Origin of the sequence: Flavobacterium sp. MAHUQ-57 (assembly GCF_051908335.1) — a bacterium.
GTDB lineage: Bacteria > Bacteroidota > Bacteroidia > Flavobacteriales > Flavobacteriaceae > Flavobacterium.
Window position 1 is genome coordinate 1,046,640 of the sequence record NZ_JBPZTE010000006.1, and the last position, 16,588, is coordinate 1,063,227.

Here is a 16,588-nt window from a genome sequence, read left to right on the forward strand (position 1 = left end):
GGAAGTACGACATGCCACTTCAGGTAAATCTTTCAAAAACGAAAGTGACCTGCAAAGCATTCCTTAACGCATTTTTTTTAAAATTTAGAATGCAAAAATAAGTAAATTTCGAATTAAACGTTCAATTTTAATACTTGATTCGTCTTTTTTCTTACAGCATCACATAATTCCGCATTATCATTGAGGTTTTGACCAAAAGAAGGAATCATATCTTTCAATTTGGCCTGCCATTCAGGCGATTTGTATTGCTCAGGGAAGCATTTTACCAACAATTCAAGCATAATCGAAGTTGCAGTTGACGCTCCTGGAGAAGCACCTAATAAAACTGCTAAAGAACCATCTGCTGCAGAAACCACTTCGGTACCAAACTCCAACACACCGTTTCCTTCTTTGTCTTTTTTGATAACTTGTACACGCTGTCCCGCAGTTTCCAATACCCAATCCTCTTTTTTCGCAGAAGGAACATATTCTTTCAAAGCTTTCATACGATCTTTTGACGATTGAAATACTTGCTCAATAAGGTATTTTGTCAATGGAATATTTTTCATTCCCGCTCCCAACATTGGTTTAATATTATCCAATTCAATGGATTTAATCAAATCAAAGTAAGAACCACTTTTCAAGAATTTTGTAGAAAAACCAGCATAAGGTCCAAATAACAACTCCTTTTTGCCATTAATCAAACGAGTATCAATATGAGGTACCGACATTGGTGGTGCCCCAACCGATGCTTTACCATAAACTTTTACAGCATGCTTTTCAATAACATCTGGATTGGTACATTTTAACCATTGGCCACTTACCGGAAATCCTCCATAACCATGTCCTTCAGGGATATTGGCTTTTTCAAGTAGCAACAATGAACCTCCTCCTGCACCAATAAAAACAAATGGTGTATAGGTACGTTTTTTTTCTCCAGTCGTTAGGTTTTTAGTTTTGATACGCCATTTCCCATCCGATTTCTTTTTCAATTTGTAGACATCATGATTGAAATGCATCGACACTCCATCAAGGCTTTCAAGGTATTTAAAAATACTACGCGTTAAAGCTCCAAAATTTACATCGGTACCATATTTCATTGAAGTAGCCGCAATTTTATCTTTGCCTTTACGGTTTTCCATAACCAATGGTGCCCACTGCTTTATAACATTCACTTCCTCGGTATAGACCATTTCTTTGAACAATTCAAAGTTTTGTAAAGCTTCAAAACGTCTTTTTAAATAACTTACATTTTCTTCTCCCCAAACAAAACTTAAGTGAGGCACACTCTTGATAAATGTCTCTGGGTTTTTCAACAATCCTTTCTCTACCAAATACGACCAAAACTGTCTCGACACTTCAAAAGCTTCTGAAATTTTCACTGCTTTTTTAGTATCAATAGAGCCATCTTCCAATTCGGGAGTATAATTCAATTCACAAAAAGCGGCATGTCCGGTACCGGCATTATTCCATGCATCGGAACTTTCAGCGGCTGCGACGTCTAATCGTTCGTAAATTTCAATCGTAAGATTGGGTTGTAATTCTTTGAGTAATAATCCTAGAGTAGCGCTCATAATTCCGGCGCCAATTAATACTACATCAGGTTGCGTTGTGGGAGTTGTTGTCATTTGCTCAAATTATGATGCAAAGATAACCTCTAAAAAGCAAAATTCATCTTAATTTTCAAGTGATTACCCATTTTTTGAAAATTATCAAAAAACACTAGATCATTTTTCGGGTTAAATAATCTCTAAGCATAATTGTTGCAGAAATTTCATCAATCAGCGCTTTATTTTGTCGTTGTTTCTTTTTCAACCCACTATCAATCATGGTTTGAAATGCCATTTTAGAAGTGAAACGTTCATCAACCCTTACCACAGGCATATCCGGAAAAGTTTCTTTGAATTTGGCAACAAATGCTTCAATCACGGGAGTACTTTCGGAAGGCTCTCCATTCATCTGTTTGGGTTCGCCAATAAGTACTTTAAAAACATCTTCTTGATCAAAATAATTTTTCAAAAAAACCAAAATCGTATCCGATGGAATGGTAGTCAATCCCGAAGCAATAATCTGCAGTTCGTCGGTAACTGCTATTCCGGTACGTTTCATTCCGTAATCTATGGCTAAAATTCTTGGCATATCATAATGTTTTTACAAAGATAATGCATTTGTTGTTAGAGACAGAAATAAATAAAACCTCCACTCAAAACGAGTAAAGGTTTATAAAAAATGTAAAATTGGTTATTTTACTACTCCTTCTTTTAAGCATTAAAATTAGATTATAAAACAATCTCATCGATCCTATATTTACACCACTTAAAATTAAAATCTACAATTAACGATTCATTAGTTTTACAATTTTTTCAAAATCCAAATATAATTAGTATTGTTATCTTTCTTTATATTTGTTTCAATCCACTCAAAATGAGATTTCGATAGAAATACCAACAATACTAACCATCCATTACCATTTCTATTTCAATGAACGTACTTCAACAAATAACTCCTATACTATTACATACTGGAGCAAACTCTGGAAAATCAAGACTGATAAACGAAATTACAATGGCTCAAAAACAAGATAAATTAATTGCAATAACAAAACGGATTCTTGCAAAAGTGCAGGTTAATCCTAAAAAGTAAAGTTCCACTAACATTGTTTTTTAAAAAAATCAATATGAAGATAAAAGCCTTTTGTTTCATAATTTTACTATTCACACTTTGCAATTCGGCTACGTTGAAAGCAAAGGACTCATTCTTCAATAAAATAAATCGCAATCGAAGTAGTGGTAATTCCGAACAGAACTATATCGGAACCATTAATAAAAAATTGAATGTCGTTTTTCATATCAAAAATGCAAACGGTCTTTTGGAGGGTTTTTATTATTATGAAAAAATTGGTGTCGACATCAAATTCATTGGAAAACAGACCGGCAACACAATAGCTCTTTATGAATTGGATTATCAAAACAATAAAGTCGCAGAAATCAAAGCGGAAATCAATTCAAAATCCATTAGTGGTCAATGGACGAATCTCAAAACAAACCAAACCTTCGCATTACATCTATCCCTTACCTCAAAGCCAATTCCTGTATTACCCAAAAACCTAGAAGGTAGGTACAACCCCGAAATCAAAGGAAACCAATGCAATATTTCGTTGCAACTGACTAAAGTCAAAGGAGAATATCGATATCAATTCCAATCTGATTCCCGAAACAAAAGTGGAGCAGTTACTTTCTACCGAAGCTTGGATGAAAATGCAGTCTATATTGTCTTCAAAGGGATCAAATGGGCCGAAAACCTAGGCGATGTAAGCAATGAAGAAGATGTAGTGGATTCGAAGAGAAAGGAAATAAAGTTACCCGAGGAAATCGAAGGACTTCTCTCTGAAGAAGAAATCACCATTCAAAATACAGGAAACGCAATGAATTATTATGTCAAATTATACGATTGCGATCAAAAATTCATCCATTTACAAAAAATTAAAAAGCTGAAGTAATTTCATAATTTCAATTCAACAACAATGGAACAAAGTAATAGCAATTACTGGATACTTTTCCTTTTAGCACTTCTCACCTCCTGTACCCCAAGAGCCAACAAATTGTATGCGAAAGATTTTATCCTTTTGAACAAAACTGAAATGGCTAAAAAGTACAACAAACTTTATACGACTCAAAAGGTAGACTTCTCAGAACTCAAAGAAAACTAAGTATACCTAACGCATCGAAACAACGATGCTTTTCAAATTGTCGTTTTTAGCAATGACCATTACATCTATACCACTCAGTTACTCCCACTGTATTTACTGGATAGTCTCCGCTCCGCAAAGCTATTCAAAACCAATTATTTTGTTGCAGAAAAGAAAAACCTAAAAATTGAATACATTACGAAAGATATTCAATCCAAAATAGAAGAAGGAAGAATTGAAAAGGATACCATCTTCATGAATGAAAATCAAAATGGCAACAATCAGACTCGTAAGGTGTCATTAAAAAACAAATACATCGTATTACCTGATGTAACAGCATATAATTTTAATGATTTTATAATCGTAGAGAAGCAAAAACCTAAGAATGTCATCAAAAAAAACTAAAACATAATTCTTCAAACGTTTTATAATGCATAAAAAATATATCCCAACGCTACTACTTCTAACTGCTCTCTCGGCTTTAGGACAAACCCGAATGGAAATGTTGCGTTCTGGTTTGAACGGCAATACTATAGCTAAATTAGTTCAAGATGAAGAAGATAAAGGCTTTTTCACTGATCCCGTTGATGATACCCTTAACTTCAATAAAGTAATAGACAACATTTACAAAGACAAAAAGGGCAAAGTATATCTTCTAACAGGAAGCTTCCGACCCATTGCTAAAGATACCGCAGTATACTTTGAATACTACAAAGACATATCGGATTTCCTCGAATTGAAAACCTACAAATCCATCAAAAACGGTTTCTTTCAAAATAAAAATAAGGTGTATATCTGGTGGGAAAACTCAGACGGTAATTACCCTATTGAAGTTAAAGGAGCTCATGCGAAAACATTTGTCCCTTTTGACAGCATTTGCGGCGGTTACGACAAAAAACATGTCTTCTATGGTGGTGGTCCTGATGACTTTGAAATCATCAAAGGTGCCGACCCCAAAACGATTAAGGTCGTAAACCCAAAAAAAGGTTGCTGGAATTGTAACAATTGCTATTTCATTGACCGTAAATCAGTATATTTTGGAGTAACAAAAATAAATGTGGCCGATCCAAACACATTCCAATTAGTAAACACCGAAACCGTTGACGCCGAAGACAAAAACGGTTACTATGTTGAAGGCAAACGGATCTCCAATAAATAAATACATTCTTCCTCTATACTGCGGAATATTTTTGAAGGCAATAGGTGAATAAATAGATTCCATTGAAAATGAAAACGCTGATAAAGCCATTTTATAAATTCACAACATCAAAGTCCAAATAACTGAATCTTGGATTACTTTACATGCAAAAATGATTCAATTTACTTTTATGTACTGTTTGCTGCAAAGTTTTGGATATTTTTGTGTAAATCATTGTCTCTCATTCAATCACCTTTTGTAAAAAAGGCAGCACTATCAAAGCACATAAAAAATGAATTCTGAAAGCACTTTTTCTTTTTTCTTGAAACAGCCTTACCCTTTTTATTATAAAGGCAATAAACTGTTCTGGATTGTAAGTGTCATCTTTCTGATTTCTTTCTTTTTCAATTACTTACTCCAGCCATTTGATGTCAATAGCAATGAACATAAAATGGATTATTTCTGGATTTCAGTTATCCATTCGCTTTCACCCATAGCCGTGGTATTGTGTTTCTCTTTACTGTTCAGGCTGTTTCCAACTATAACGAACTCCTGGACCATGAAGAAAGAATGCATTACTGTTTTTCTTCTCGTACTTTTTACCGGAATAACACAATTCCTAATCCGCGATATCATTTATAACAATCCGCTAAACGGGTCATGGCATTATTTCAGAGAAGAAATTACCAATTCACTAGTGGCTGGGTTTTTCCTTGCTCCAATTATCATCTTCATCAATCTGAACCACCGCAAACTAATCAACAAACAAAATGCCGAACGCCTCTCTTCTACCTTATCGCATACTGAACCAACAATAACCGATACGATAATTACCATCACCACCGAGGTCAAATCCGAAAAATTTACCTTCTGTAGCAATACATTTCTTTATGCCAAAGCCGAAGGAAATTATGCCGAAATCTATCTGAAGGAAGCAACAAAAGTGCAAAAAGTAGTGAAACGCATTACGATTAAAAACCTGGAAGCGCAACTAAGTTCTTTTCCGTATATCCTAAAAACACACCGCTCAATTGTATTGAATCTGAATCATATCGAACAGGTGGCCGGAAATGCACAAGGTTATAAAGTCACTCTGAAAGACTGTCCGGATCCCGTTCCTGTTTCACGAAATTATATCCAAGCGTTCGATTTCGCTGTAAATACAATCTAAAACTGCCTTGTCATTCGTCCCAGAAGTTGCTGTCAGTCCCAAAACCTTGCCCTTCATCCCATAATCTTGTTCTTTGTAACAAGTAATTGTAGCATTCCTTTTTTGCCCGCAACTTTGTCAAAAAAAATCAGGATTATGCGTAGATATGACTTAGACTGGCTTAGAGTAATTGTATTCGGATTACTTATTTTTTATCATGTAGCAATGTTTTTTGTGGCTCCGGATTGGGGCTGGCACATTAAGAACAACCAGACCTACGAGTGGATCAAATATCCCATGTTATTTTTAAACCAATGGCGGTTACCTATCCTTTTTGTAATTTCAGGCATGGGTACATCTTATGCACTTTCGAAAAGAAATGCGAGCCAATTTGCCTGGGAAAGAACCAAGAAATTACTATTACCGCTTATCTTCGGAATGCTGGTTATTGTGCCTCCACAGGTATATATTGAAAAGCTTTCCAAAGGTCTAATCAAAGGCAGTTACTTCGACTTTTGGCCATCGCAGGCCTTTATCGGTGAATACCCCGAAGGCAATCTAAGCTGGCACCACCTCTGGTTTATTCCTTACCTGCTTCTATTTTCATTAGTACTTATTCCCGTTTTCCTTTATTTAAGAAAAAATCCCGATTGTGGCATTTTGAGGCTGACAGCAAAAATAAGTACCACCAGATGGGGTTTGTACTGGTTTGTCCTTCCTTTGTATCTGATTGAATCTTTTATAGAACCCTTTTTTGAAGAAACCCATGCTTTGGTAGGCGACTGGTTTGTGATCATGAACAGCATTACTCTATTCTTTTTCGGATTCTTACTGATCTCCGTAAAAGAAGTATTCTGGAGCACTGTGGAGAAAAACAGAAAAAGTTATCTGTTGTGCGGAAGTATTGCTTTTGCTCTTTTCCTGATGCTTATTACCGCTTTTGAAGATGGATATGTAAGACACTTCATTGAAGCACTGGTGTATGTTGTTTCGTTCTGGTCATGGATACTGACTTTATTTGGTTATGCCTCAAAATACCTCAACAAACCCAGCAATGTTCTGGCCTATTGCAACCAGGCTGTCTATCCATTTTATATTCTCCATCAAACCGTTACGGTGATTCTGGGCTACTTCATAATGCATCTCCAATGGAATTTTGCAGCAAAGTTCCTGTTCCTATCGGTTGGCACTTTCCTGATTTCATGGTTGGTCTATGAAGGCTTCATCAGAAGATGGCTGTTGATACGACCGTTTTTCGGTTTACAACAGACCAAAACAACCAAACAGTATGGAATACTGGAAACGAATTAATTCAAGGGATTGGTAATTTGTTGCATGTACTTTCTATATTTGCTTAACTAGTTCATCAACCGATTACCAATCGCTATCTTTTTCCATCACAAAACTATTACAAAAAACAATGAAAAAAGTTCTGTTTTATACTTTCCGATATCTTACACTTTATTTTCTTAGTTTTTTACTTTTTAAGTCAGTAATCCGATTTTCAGATTACAATGATACCGTTTACAACATTATCTTCATTCCATTTTTAATTATATTGCTTACTATCAATTTAATAGTGCTCTATAGTAAAGAGTATTTCAGAGGCAAAAAACAAGGCACAATCCATTACAAAACAACAAATTATACCGTTGGCTCTATTATCTTGTTTTTTATTGTTACCTATCCTTTATCTGTATGGTATAATGACAATGGACAAATAATTTCGTCAAAATTGGTTAGCGGCCACGAAGAGGTAACGCTTACGCTTTATGAAAACAACAAGTTCGAGATTAGTGAACAGAATCCACATACATCAAGTCATTATTTTGGCGATTATACTTTACAAAAGGATACGCTTCATTTATTTAGAGACGATATTGTTGAAGTCTCTGAAAACTTACTTACAAACCATTACCTCTATAATGCCAAGCAAAAGAAATTTATTCCACAATCTGAAGGTTACAACGAATTAATTGACCCGGAAGAAGTATACGGTATACTAGAGTAATTTATACCGTAGCGTCTTCTTACTTAAAATCAATTCATTTTTTTTGCTTATAAATATATATTTATTGTTTATCAATAAATTTTTTAGTATTTTTAACCATAACTTTAAAACTAAAGAGTATGGAAATTAGAATCAATTCGAAGCAAATACTACTGCTTTTACATGTCCTTTCTTGGATAATTTTCATTGGATTATGCCTACAAGCCGGTGGATTTATTTTCAACACATTCTTTACCTATTACATCAATCCAATTGATGCACACTTTTTTTGGAAGGAAGTCGATTTATCAGACCTTTATGCTCATGATCCTGGGTATTTTTTAGTAGAATGCTTAATTATGACTATTGTAGCTGTCTTGAAAGCGCTATTATTTTATCAGATAATCAAAATCCTTTACGATAAAAAACTCAATATGACTCAGCCTTTCAACAAAGAAACTGGTCGATTCCTTTTTTTAATTTCCTATATAGCTCTCGGAATTGCTATGTTTTCGCATTGGGGAGCTAAACATGTGGAATGGTTTATAACGAAAGGAATAAAAATGCCGAGCATCCAACAATTACACTTAAGCGGAGCCGATGTATGGTTGTTTATGAGTGTCATCTTATTTGTTATCGCACATATCTTCAAAAGAGGTATCGAAATCCAATCCGAAAACGAATTAACCATATAAGCTATGGCTATAATTGTAAACCTTGACGTGATGATGGCAAAACGTAAAATGTCTCTTAACGAACTCTCAGAAAAAGTCGACTTAACTTTGTCCAATCTTTCCATTCTAAAAACAGGAAAAGCAAAAGCAATTCGTTTCAGTACTTTGGAAGCCATCTGTAGAGTTCTCGATTGCCAACCCGGCGATATCCTGGAATTTGTCGATGAGAAATAACAACAAACCTATTAGCTTTATCATTATCGCATTTTGACAATCACTATGTTGCAATAAACAAAAGAGGAACGCAGAAGGGTTCCTCTTTTACTTGGTATACTACCACTACTACTGCCTACTTCTAAGTGATATTTAATAGGCAACTTGAAAGTTATGATTGGAGCAACGAAGCGAGAATCAAAAAGGGCGCCTCAATGAAACGCCCTTCAGAATTAAAATTAAGATTTCGCTTTAGCTTCTTTACAGTTGCCGCAACATCTTCCATCAGTCGCACAAGAATGCTTTTCCGCAACTGAGGAAACAGCTTTCGCTTTGTCCTTAGCGCAACAGTTCTTTTTATCGGCTGCTGCCACTACACAACATTTGGAATTATCCGACGTACTAGCCGCTTTCTTATCTGTCGAACAACAAGCTTCTTTTTTAGCTTTTGCTTTGGGTTCCTGTGCATTCGCTGTTAAAGTAAATGCAAAAAGGAATACTACTATTATGATTGAATTTTTCATGATTTTGATATTTAAATGAATTATAAAGTGTGGCGCACGGAAAAACATCTACTATCCTTCGAACAAAGAAATAGCAATGTAAAATCCATAGCACTGATTGTATCGAAAATAATTTAAATAATTTGTGGCGGATGCCAAATATCAAAAGATGATAAAGTAATTAAAAGTCGCTTGAGATTGAAGTTGTTTTGCTGAAGAGGTTCTAACAAAAACTGAGGGATTGGCTTTTCAAAAGAAGTCAAAAACAACTGTATTTTACAACAAGGTGAAGTCAAACAGCTTTTTTACTGCAACCATCGGTTTCATCATCCGAATCCGGCACTTCTGAACAAGTCGTACCGCATTGCTCCGAAGTCATTTTAGCATACAAAGAAGCCACTACCGGCATTTCTGTCAGCATTAGAATATGAAAGCTCAATATAAAAGCCAAATACTTCATCAATTCAAAAATAACGAAAAACAATATTTCTAAATAAGACAAACCAAAACTTTATGATTTTATTATGCTATTTTTCAGCTTCTTATTCAATAGAACTCTACTCAACATCCTTAATTTTAACTTCATAAACGTAAAAAGAACCTACAAGCTTGTCGTATAAAATGACTGCCCTTCTTACTCTTCTTGCATATACTTCTTTCCAAAGTAACATATATGGCGTATATATAGCGTATATATGTCGTATATATGTCGTGTTTATGTCATATCAAAATACAGTTGGATGAGTAGATGATTAAACCCTCCGACTTGTTAACTATTCAGATTCACACTACCAACTTTAAAACATTAACCCTAAACAATAAACAACAAATCCCTTTTTTTTAACAAAATCAAGTTTTTTAGTGTAGCTATAGTTTTGGCGCTTTCAAAACTTTATCTTTGCTGTAAATAGATTTTTTATGCAACACTTACAATCAATAATAGAACAAGCTTGGGAAAACAGAGCGTTGTTACAGGAAGAAACGACACAAAACACAATCCGTGAAGTGGTTAATTTACTAGACGCTGGAACTCTTCGCGTTGCAGAACCAACAGACAACGGTTGGCAGGTTAACGAATGGGTAAAGAAAGCGGTAGTAATGTACTTCCCTATCCAGAAAATGGAAACGTTTGAAGTGGGTATCTTCGAATACCACGATAAAATTCCATTGAAAAGAGGCTATGCTGAAAAAGGAATTCGTGTAGTACCTCACGCTGTTGCCCGTCACGGTGCATACATCTCAAAAGGGGTGATCTTAATGCCAAGTTACGTAAACATTGGTGCATATGTTGACGAAGGCACCATGGTAGATACTTGGGCAACTGTAGGTAGTTGCGCTCAAATCGGTAAAGACGTTCACCTAAGCGGTGGTGTAGGTATCGGTGGCGTATTGGAACCATTACAAGCAGCTCCGGTTATTATCGAAGACGGCGCTTTTATCGGTTCACGTTGTATCGTAGTGGAAGGTGTTCGTGTTGAAAAAGAAGCAGTTCTAGGTGCCAATGTATGTTTGACGGCTTCTACCAAAATCATCGATGTTACTGGTCCGGAACCAGTAGAATACAAAGGTATCGTTCCAGCTCGTTCTGTAGTAATCCCAGGAAGTTACGCTAAAAAATTCGAAGCGGGTGAATACCAAGTACCTTGTGCTTTAATCATCGGAAAACGCAAACCATCAACCGATTTGAAAACATCTCTTAACGATGCATTAAGAGAATATAACGTAGCAGTATAATTCCCTAATGAAAGTATTAGTAATACAACAGAAAATGATTGGCGACGTACTGGCTAGTACAGTCATCTGCGAAGCAATCAAAACACAACATCCCGACTGGAAAGTACATTACATGGTACAACCCAATACGATGCCTGTTGTAGACAATAATCCTTTCATCGATAAAGTGGTCTTTTTCGAGAAAAAGAAAAAAGACGGATTTCTCAAGTTAATCCAGTTCGGACTACAACTCAAAAAAGAAGAATACAATGCGGTTATTGATGCCTACGGAAAATGGGAAAGTATTATTCCTGCCTATTTCTCCAGCGCCAAAACCAGAATAGGAAACCAAAAATGGTATACTAAATTACTGTTCACCGAAACGGTTATCCCTAAAAAGTATATTGAAGGTTCGGCCATAGCACACCGATTGCAATTGGCCGAAGCTTTACTCAAAAAGCCAACTTCTATCCTATTCCCTAAAATTTACCTGACGGATACCGAAATAGCTTCGGCTCAAAAAAGCATTCAGGAAAGGCTGGATACCTCAAAACCAATCGTTATGATCAGTGTCTTGGGAAGTGATACCAACAAGAGCTTACCTACCGCACAAATGGCCACCACTCTGGATGACATTGCAGCACAAAGCAACGCTCAATTATTATTCAATTTCATGCCCAACCAGGAAGCTGAAGCCAAAGCCATTTATGACGCTTGCTTGCCTGAAACGCAACAACAAATTGTACTGGATTTTTATACCAAAGGATTACGCACTTTCTTGTCGGTACTTTCACAATGTGATGCCATGATTGGTAACGAAGGAGGTGCCGTAAATATGGCGAAAGCATTGAATATTCCAACGTTTACCATTTTCTCTCCGTGGATCAACAAATCATCTTGGAATATGCTTACGGATGATAAAAACCATATTGCCGTACATTTAAACGATTACCATCCGGAAATCTATAACGGACAGCATTCCAAACAATTCAAACAACAGGCACTGGAGCTGTATAAAAAACTAACGCCCGATTTGTATCGAGCGTCATTAATTGATTTTATAAAGCGAATTACTTCGTAAATTTTTCCAAATACCAGTTTACTTGTGCTTCTAAACCTTGCTTCAAGCTTACTTTAGGCGCATAGCCCAATAAGTTTCTAGCTTTATCGATAACAGCAGCAGTTCTTTGCTGATCTCCTTTACGAGGTGGCTGATGGTCTATAATTAAGGTTTTATTCATGATTTCTTCCACCGCTTTGATGCCATCGGCAGTAGTATTCACTTCATCGGTTCCTAAATTGATGATTTCTCCGTCTACCTTGTCTTCTTTTCCGATAATCGCCGCTAGTCCGTCAACAATATCCCCAACATAAGTAAAACTTCTTTCATGCTTTATACTTCCTTCAAACAAAGGAAATGGTTTGTCGTAGTACAAATTCTCAATTAGTTTAGTGTACAATTTCTCCGGACGCTCTCTTGGACCAAATACTGAATACAATCGAATAGAGCAAGCTTTCAACTTACCGGTACGTTGTAACCCCAGTACCAATTGCTCAGCAGCTAGTTTAGTCGAACCATAAAACGAAACCGGTTTTGCAGGCACTTCTTCATCTACAGTTGCTTCGATACCATACACCGATGAAGTTGCAATGTTCACGAATGATTTCAGTCCCGGATTGAATTCCAAAACCGCTTCCAATAAGTTTTGAGTCGCATATATATTATTATCCACATACTCCTGTAAAGAAGTCGTAGAAGAAATACCCGGTTGAGCCGCTAAGTGGTAGACATAATCGAAAGGCTTCTCGAATACAGCACTCAAATCCGAATTCAAATCAACGCGATGAATCTGAATTCCTTTATCTGCCAAATCTTTAGCATTTAACTCTTTTAAATTCACATCATAATAATCATTGATGTTATCAATCCCGACAACTTCATGACCTAATGAATATAACTTTTCACATAAATGTGATGCAATAAATCCGGCTGCTCCAGTAACTAATATTCTCATTATGCTGGTAGTTCTTGTTTTTTAATACCAAATGGAGTCCATTTGATTTTTTTATCTTTTACTTCTTTTCTGATGGCTAAATTGGCTGCCAAAGATTCAGGTGTTTTGTACCCTCTGGCATGATCCAAATGCAGTACGATTGCTTTATGACGAATTTGCTTTCCTTTGACTCCGTAATTTTCCAAACGCTCCCCAAATTCTCGGTCAGGACCACCGTATTTCATACGCTCGTCGTATCCGTTTACAGCAATCATATCCTCTTTAAAACCCGAAGAATTACAATTATTAAACGAAGGAGTAGTTGGTGAAAAGAAGTCCAATGCTTTGGCCGCAATTGTAGTAGAGCCTAATTTCAATACATTAGAAAACCCTAACTTATCAATACTCTTCAACCATTTCACATTGAAACATTTCCCTGAAACAATATCTTCTTTGGTAATATATTTACTAGTAGTCATTGGTAATTTGCAGTAGCCACCGGAAAGAAACTTCCCTTTTTGAGCTTGTTTCGCATGAATTTCTACAAAATCCTTACGAGGAATACAATCCCCATCAGTCATTATAATATATTCGTAAGCCGCATCAACAATGGCAACATTTAAAATTTCCTGACGTCTGTATCCCATATCTTCATGCCATAAATGACGCAAAGGCACTGGATATTCTGCAGCGTATTTATCAATTAAGTCTTTGGTGGACTGGCGAGATCCGTCATCAGCGATGATTACTTCAAAATCTTTATACGTTTGAACACTATATCCAATTAAGACTTTTTCCAACCATTCCTCAGCATTATACGTACTGACTACAACCGATATTTTCATAAATTAATGATCAATTTAGGTACAAAGGTAATTGATTTTTAGATTTTATACCTGTTTTACAAATTTCTGCTTTATTTGTTTCGTTTCCAAAAGAAGATTTTCCTTTTAATTTCCCTTCTTCGGTGAAAACTATATTGAAAATTGTCTGCTTTATTTTTTAAAACCTCATACACTTTATCACTTTCAATCCCTGACAGTTGAGCATATTCAGCACTAATAACCCTCAATACCTTCTCGTTGGAAGTCAGTTTTGCCAAATTAGTCATTCTCAACTCAAAAGACATGTTTTGGTGAAAATTCATCCGATTCAAATCCACCAAATAGAAATCATACCGATCATTGGCCTCTTTTTTTAATAGAGTATTTCCGGAGGTATTGTCGATGAATTCAATTCCTTTTTGATGCAATCGGAAAGAAAACTGTGCAAACTGCTTCAGTATATTTTCAAAGTCGGGATAATCTGTATTCGTTGTCAATTCCCGAAACATCAAATCCATAGCCAACTGTTCACTAATGTAATAACTTTTTCCCAAACCTAACAAACCGGATTCTTCTATAAATCCAATCGGTAGCGGCGTACAAAATCCATTTTCAATAAGGTAATTGGCATTTTCAAACGATCTTCTCGCTTTCGATTTTCGGATATATCGGTACACGAACTGATTAAAAAACTTGGGAATCTTAAACGCTTTCACATTGATTTCCAAACCATCGGACAGTAGAAACGTTTTAATCAAATTTCGTGTTCCGCCATATAAAACCTCGCCTTCCTTTTCAAAATCAGTTATACATTTGAGTATTTCATTGCTTTTATTTTGAAAATTTGCATTGAATTGGATCTTCATATGGTCTTTAATTAGTACTGCAAAATTAACCTTTTTAATATATTTACTTTATTTTTACACCAAATATTAGCTTACACAATGTTCGACCATTATCTTATCACCCGATTTAATCTAAGAAACCCGAAATGGGATGTTACCAAAAACAATGAATCGTTATTAACCGACGATTGGATGGAAGACAGGATGTGGCTGTTTGAAAACTTTTGTTTTCCTTCGGTTACTGCACAGGTAAATCAGAATTTTGAATGGTTATTATTTTTTGATACTACCACTAGTGATAAATTCAAAAACAGGATAACGGAACTTACTCGAGATAAAAAGAACATTACTATTTTCTTTATTGATGGGATGCCAGCTTTTTATGATGAAATCCAACAATACATTACAACCAATAGCGAAGGAAAATCACATCTGATTACCTCTCGAATTGACAACGATGACAGCATTAGCAAATATTTCATTGACGAGGTACAAAAACAATTCAAAGCACAGGATTACCAAGCCATTGATATCATAAATGGATATTCATTGCAGGTAAAACCTAATTTTATATTGGGTAAAAAAGAACATATTTTCAATCCGTTTATTAGTTTGATTGAAAAAAACAACCATCCAAAAACGGTTTGGTTTAGTGATCATAATATGTGGAAAAAAGAAACGCGTATCACACAAATCACGAACAAACGACTTTGGCTATCCATTATTCACGAGAAGAACAAAGTAAATGAGTTTGATGGTTATGGCAATATCAAATGGGAAGATATAAATGGTGAGTTCATTCTATCCGAAGCTATCAATAAAAAAATAAGTACCGATTTAGCGCCGTTTAGTTCGTGGTGGTTTTTAAGTTTGAAAAACTTCCTTTATGTTAAGATGGTTTTATTCAGTAAGGTTATCAAACGAAAACTAGGTGTTTATAAAATCAAATAGGCAATTGGATTAAATCCGCAAATTCTTTATTAAAATGTTCTACGGTTATTCTTTGTTTTCCTCCCCAAGGGAAAAAAGTCAATTCACCGAAATAGGTTTTATTTTGAATTGAATACAAATCAACACGCATAAAGATGAAATCTTGAGAAAGTTTTTCGGCAACCCAAATCATTTCTTCAAAATTATCCGGTCGTTTCATATCCAATTCTAAAAAATTAGAGCGATAATTTTCTTCCTTGATTTTGTTCCAATTCAAATCGTAATAACAGTTTCTGTATTTTGAATCGTGAAATGTTTTTACCCAAACGTATTTTGCTTTACCATTAAAACAGAAAAACTTATAATCAACAATACATTTTTCCTCCAATTGTGACAAGTAATTTTCGGCTAAGATTCTTGGTTTGATTTCTTTATAAATCGCTTCTTGATTTACTTTACTGTAATCCCTTTTCATAAAACCACACAACTCTTTCTTGGCTTTTTTACTATCTAATTTAGTCTTGTCGGGCACAATAACATTAAAACCAGAACCATGGGTTGCTTTTAAAACAAATTGATCGGGTAATTCATCAAAATTGATAGCGTCAACTTCATCAAAAACTCCTATTATGCTATTCAGATATTGCTCACCAATTCTTTCCTTCACAAATTGCCTAACCTCGTACTTATCCACATAGTTCTTGTAACTTTCTTTGTAATAAAAAAGCTTTAACCATTGAAGTTTTTCCATAAACTCCTCAGGTTTGTCTAAATCTAAAAATTTTAGATTTTTACTATAGTATTTTGCTTTAGAGATAGCAACATCACTAGCTCCAAACATTTTCAAAATTACTATGTAAACAGCAAAAACCTTTCTTTTAATAAAATTCATTGTTTTTTAGGTATTTCGATTATTCCATTCTTCATCTTTTCAGTAATTTCTTCAT

20 protein-coding genes are annotated in these 16,588 nt (G+C 35.3%); 12 read left to right on the top strand and 8 right to left on the bottom strand.

All coding sequences use genetic code 11. The features are described 5' to 3' along the window. Positions 1 to 113 precede the first annotated feature (113 nt). The gene (locus ACS8MM_RS05260) at positions 114 to 1,607 is read right to left on the bottom strand and encodes a malate:quinone oxidoreductase (RefSeq protein WP_379713804.1); all 1,494 of its coding nucleotides are present in this window, start codon (positions 1,605 to 1,607) and stop codon (positions 114 to 116) included. Positions 1,608 to 1,701: 94 nt separating this feature from the next. Further along, the gene (gene ruvX / locus ACS8MM_RS05265; RefSeq protein WP_379713806.1) at positions 1,702 to 2,118 is read right to left on the bottom strand and encodes a Holliday junction resolvase RuvX; all 417 of its coding nucleotides are present in this window, start codon (positions 2,116 to 2,118) and stop codon (positions 1,702 to 1,704) included. A gap of 538 nt (positions 2,119 to 2,656) precedes the next feature. Between ruvX and ACS8MM_RS05270 the strand changes: the two genes are divergently transcribed. The 9 genes from ACS8MM_RS05270 to ACS8MM_RS05310 all read left to right on the top strand — a co-directional run bounded on the left by ACS8MM_RS05270 (position 2,657) and on the right by ACS8MM_RS05310 (position 8,853). Continuing rightward, complete coding sequence (locus tag ACS8MM_RS05270) at positions 2,657 to 3,478, top strand: hypothetical protein (protein ID WP_379713808.1); 822 nt, start codon at positions 2,657 to 2,659, stop codon at positions 3,476 to 3,478. 24 nt (positions 3,479 to 3,502) lie between these two features. Continuing rightward, positions 3,503 to 3,688 carry a hypothetical protein gene (locus ACS8MM_RS05275; RefSeq protein ID WP_379713810.1) on the top strand — a complete coding sequence of 62 codons (186 nt, stop codon included), beginning with the start codon at positions 3,503 to 3,505 and terminating at the stop codon, positions 3,686 to 3,688. 234 nt (positions 3,689 to 3,922) lie between these two features. Beyond that, positions 3,923 to 4,072 carry a hypothetical protein gene (locus ACS8MM_RS05280; protein ID WP_379713812.1) on the top strand — a complete coding sequence of 50 codons (150 nt, stop codon included), beginning with the start codon at positions 3,923 to 3,925 and terminating at the stop codon, positions 4,070 to 4,072. A gap of 25 nt (positions 4,073 to 4,097) precedes the next feature. After that, a complete protein-coding gene (locus ACS8MM_RS05285; protein ID WP_379713814.1) occupies positions 4,098 to 4,826 on the top strand; it encodes a DKNYY domain-containing protein in 729 nt (242 codons plus the stop codon). A 271-nt stretch (positions 4,827 to 5,097) separates the two neighbouring features. Beyond that, positions 5,098 to 5,976 carry a LytR/AlgR family response regulator transcription factor gene (locus ACS8MM_RS05290; protein ID WP_379713816.1) on the top strand — a complete coding sequence of 293 codons (879 nt, stop codon included), beginning with the start codon at positions 5,098 to 5,100 and terminating at the stop codon, positions 5,974 to 5,976. A gap of 135 nt (positions 5,977 to 6,111) precedes the next feature. Then, positions 6,112 to 7,266 carry an acyltransferase family protein gene (locus ACS8MM_RS05295; protein WP_379713818.1) on the top strand — a complete coding sequence of 385 codons (1,155 nt, stop codon included), beginning with the start codon at positions 6,112 to 6,114 and terminating at the stop codon, positions 7,264 to 7,266. A 109-nt stretch (positions 7,267 to 7,375) separates the two neighbouring features. Next, the gene (locus ACS8MM_RS05300; protein ID WP_379713820.1) at positions 7,376 to 7,966 is read left to right on the top strand and encodes a hypothetical protein; all 591 of its coding nucleotides are present in this window, start codon (positions 7,376 to 7,378) and stop codon (positions 7,964 to 7,966) included. A 119-nt stretch (positions 7,967 to 8,085) separates the two neighbouring features. Next, positions 8,086 to 8,640 carry a DUF2975 domain-containing protein gene (locus ACS8MM_RS05305; protein ID WP_379713822.1) on the top strand — a complete coding sequence of 185 codons (555 nt, stop codon included), beginning with the start codon at positions 8,086 to 8,088 and terminating at the stop codon, positions 8,638 to 8,640. 3 nt (positions 8,641 to 8,643) lie between these two features. Beyond that, a complete protein-coding gene (locus ACS8MM_RS05310; RefSeq protein ID WP_379713824.1) occupies positions 8,644 to 8,853 on the top strand; it encodes a helix-turn-helix domain-containing protein in 210 nt (69 codons plus the stop codon). 218 nt (positions 8,854 to 9,071) lie between these two features. On the opposite strand, the gene ACS8MM_RS05315 is transcribed toward ACS8MM_RS05310, so the two are convergent. Both ACS8MM_RS05315 and ACS8MM_RS05320 read right to left on the bottom strand, forming a co-directional pair. Then, positions 9,072 to 9,356, bottom strand: coding sequence for a hypothetical protein (locus ACS8MM_RS05315; protein WP_379713826.1), 285 nt, complete (start codon positions 9,354 to 9,356; stop codon positions 9,072 to 9,074). A gap of 271 nt (positions 9,357 to 9,627) precedes the next feature. Further along, positions 9,628 to 9,837, bottom strand: coding sequence for a hypothetical protein (locus tag ACS8MM_RS05320; RefSeq protein ID WP_379713828.1), 210 nt, complete (start codon positions 9,835 to 9,837; stop codon positions 9,628 to 9,630). A gap of 416 nt (positions 9,838 to 10,253) precedes the next feature. On the opposite strand from ACS8MM_RS05320, the gene ACS8MM_RS05325 reads away from it, so the two are divergent. Both ACS8MM_RS05325 and ACS8MM_RS05330 read left to right on the top strand, forming a co-directional pair. Continuing rightward, the gene (locus ACS8MM_RS05325) at positions 10,254 to 11,069 is read left to right on the top strand and encodes a 2,3,4,5-tetrahydropyridine-2,6-dicarboxylate N-succinyltransferase (protein WP_379713830.1); all 816 of its coding nucleotides are present in this window, start codon (positions 10,254 to 10,256) and stop codon (positions 11,067 to 11,069) included. Between the two features lie 7 nt (positions 11,070 to 11,076). Next, complete coding sequence (locus ACS8MM_RS05330; RefSeq protein ID WP_379713832.1) at positions 11,077 to 12,129, top strand: glycosyltransferase family 9 protein; 1,053 nt, start codon at positions 11,077 to 11,079, stop codon at positions 12,127 to 12,129. Here ACS8MM_RS05330 and ACS8MM_RS05335 read toward each other — a convergent pair. The 3 genes from ACS8MM_RS05335 to ACS8MM_RS05345 form a co-directional block, all read right to left on the bottom strand. Continuing rightward, positions 12,119 to 13,063, bottom strand: a complete 945-nt coding sequence (locus tag ACS8MM_RS05335) for an NAD-dependent epimerase/dehydratase family protein (protein WP_379713834.1) — start codon at positions 13,061 to 13,063, stop codon at positions 12,119 to 12,121. The two genes, ACS8MM_RS05330 and ACS8MM_RS05335, sit on opposite strands and share 11 nt — an antisense overlap. Continuing rightward, positions 13,063 to 13,887, bottom strand: a complete 825-nt coding sequence (locus tag ACS8MM_RS05340) for a glycosyltransferase family 2 protein (protein ID WP_379713836.1) — start codon at positions 13,885 to 13,887, stop codon at positions 13,063 to 13,065. Before ACS8MM_RS05340 ends, ACS8MM_RS05335 begins: the two co-directional genes overlap by 1 nt. Before the next feature lie 71 nt (positions 13,888 to 13,958). Continuing rightward, on the bottom strand, positions 13,959 to 14,732 hold the full coding sequence (locus ACS8MM_RS05345) for a Kdo domain containing protein (RefSeq protein ID WP_379713838.1): 774 nt from the start codon (positions 14,730 to 14,732) through the stop codon (positions 13,959 to 13,961). Positions 14,733 to 14,810: 78 nt separating this feature from the next. On the opposite strand from ACS8MM_RS05345, the gene ACS8MM_RS05350 reads away from it, so the two are divergent. Then, positions 14,811 to 15,662, top strand: coding sequence for a glycosyltransferase (locus ACS8MM_RS05350; protein WP_379713839.1), 852 nt, complete (start codon positions 14,811 to 14,813; stop codon positions 15,660 to 15,662). Here the strand turns inward: ACS8MM_RS05350 and ACS8MM_RS05355 are convergent. Beyond that, complete coding sequence (locus ACS8MM_RS05355) at positions 15,655 to 16,533, bottom strand: ATP-grasp fold amidoligase family protein (RefSeq protein ID WP_379713840.1); 879 nt, start codon at positions 16,531 to 16,533, stop codon at positions 15,655 to 15,657. The two genes, ACS8MM_RS05350 and ACS8MM_RS05355, sit on opposite strands and share 8 nt — an antisense overlap. Between the last annotated feature and the right edge of the window lie 55 nt (positions 16,534 to 16,588).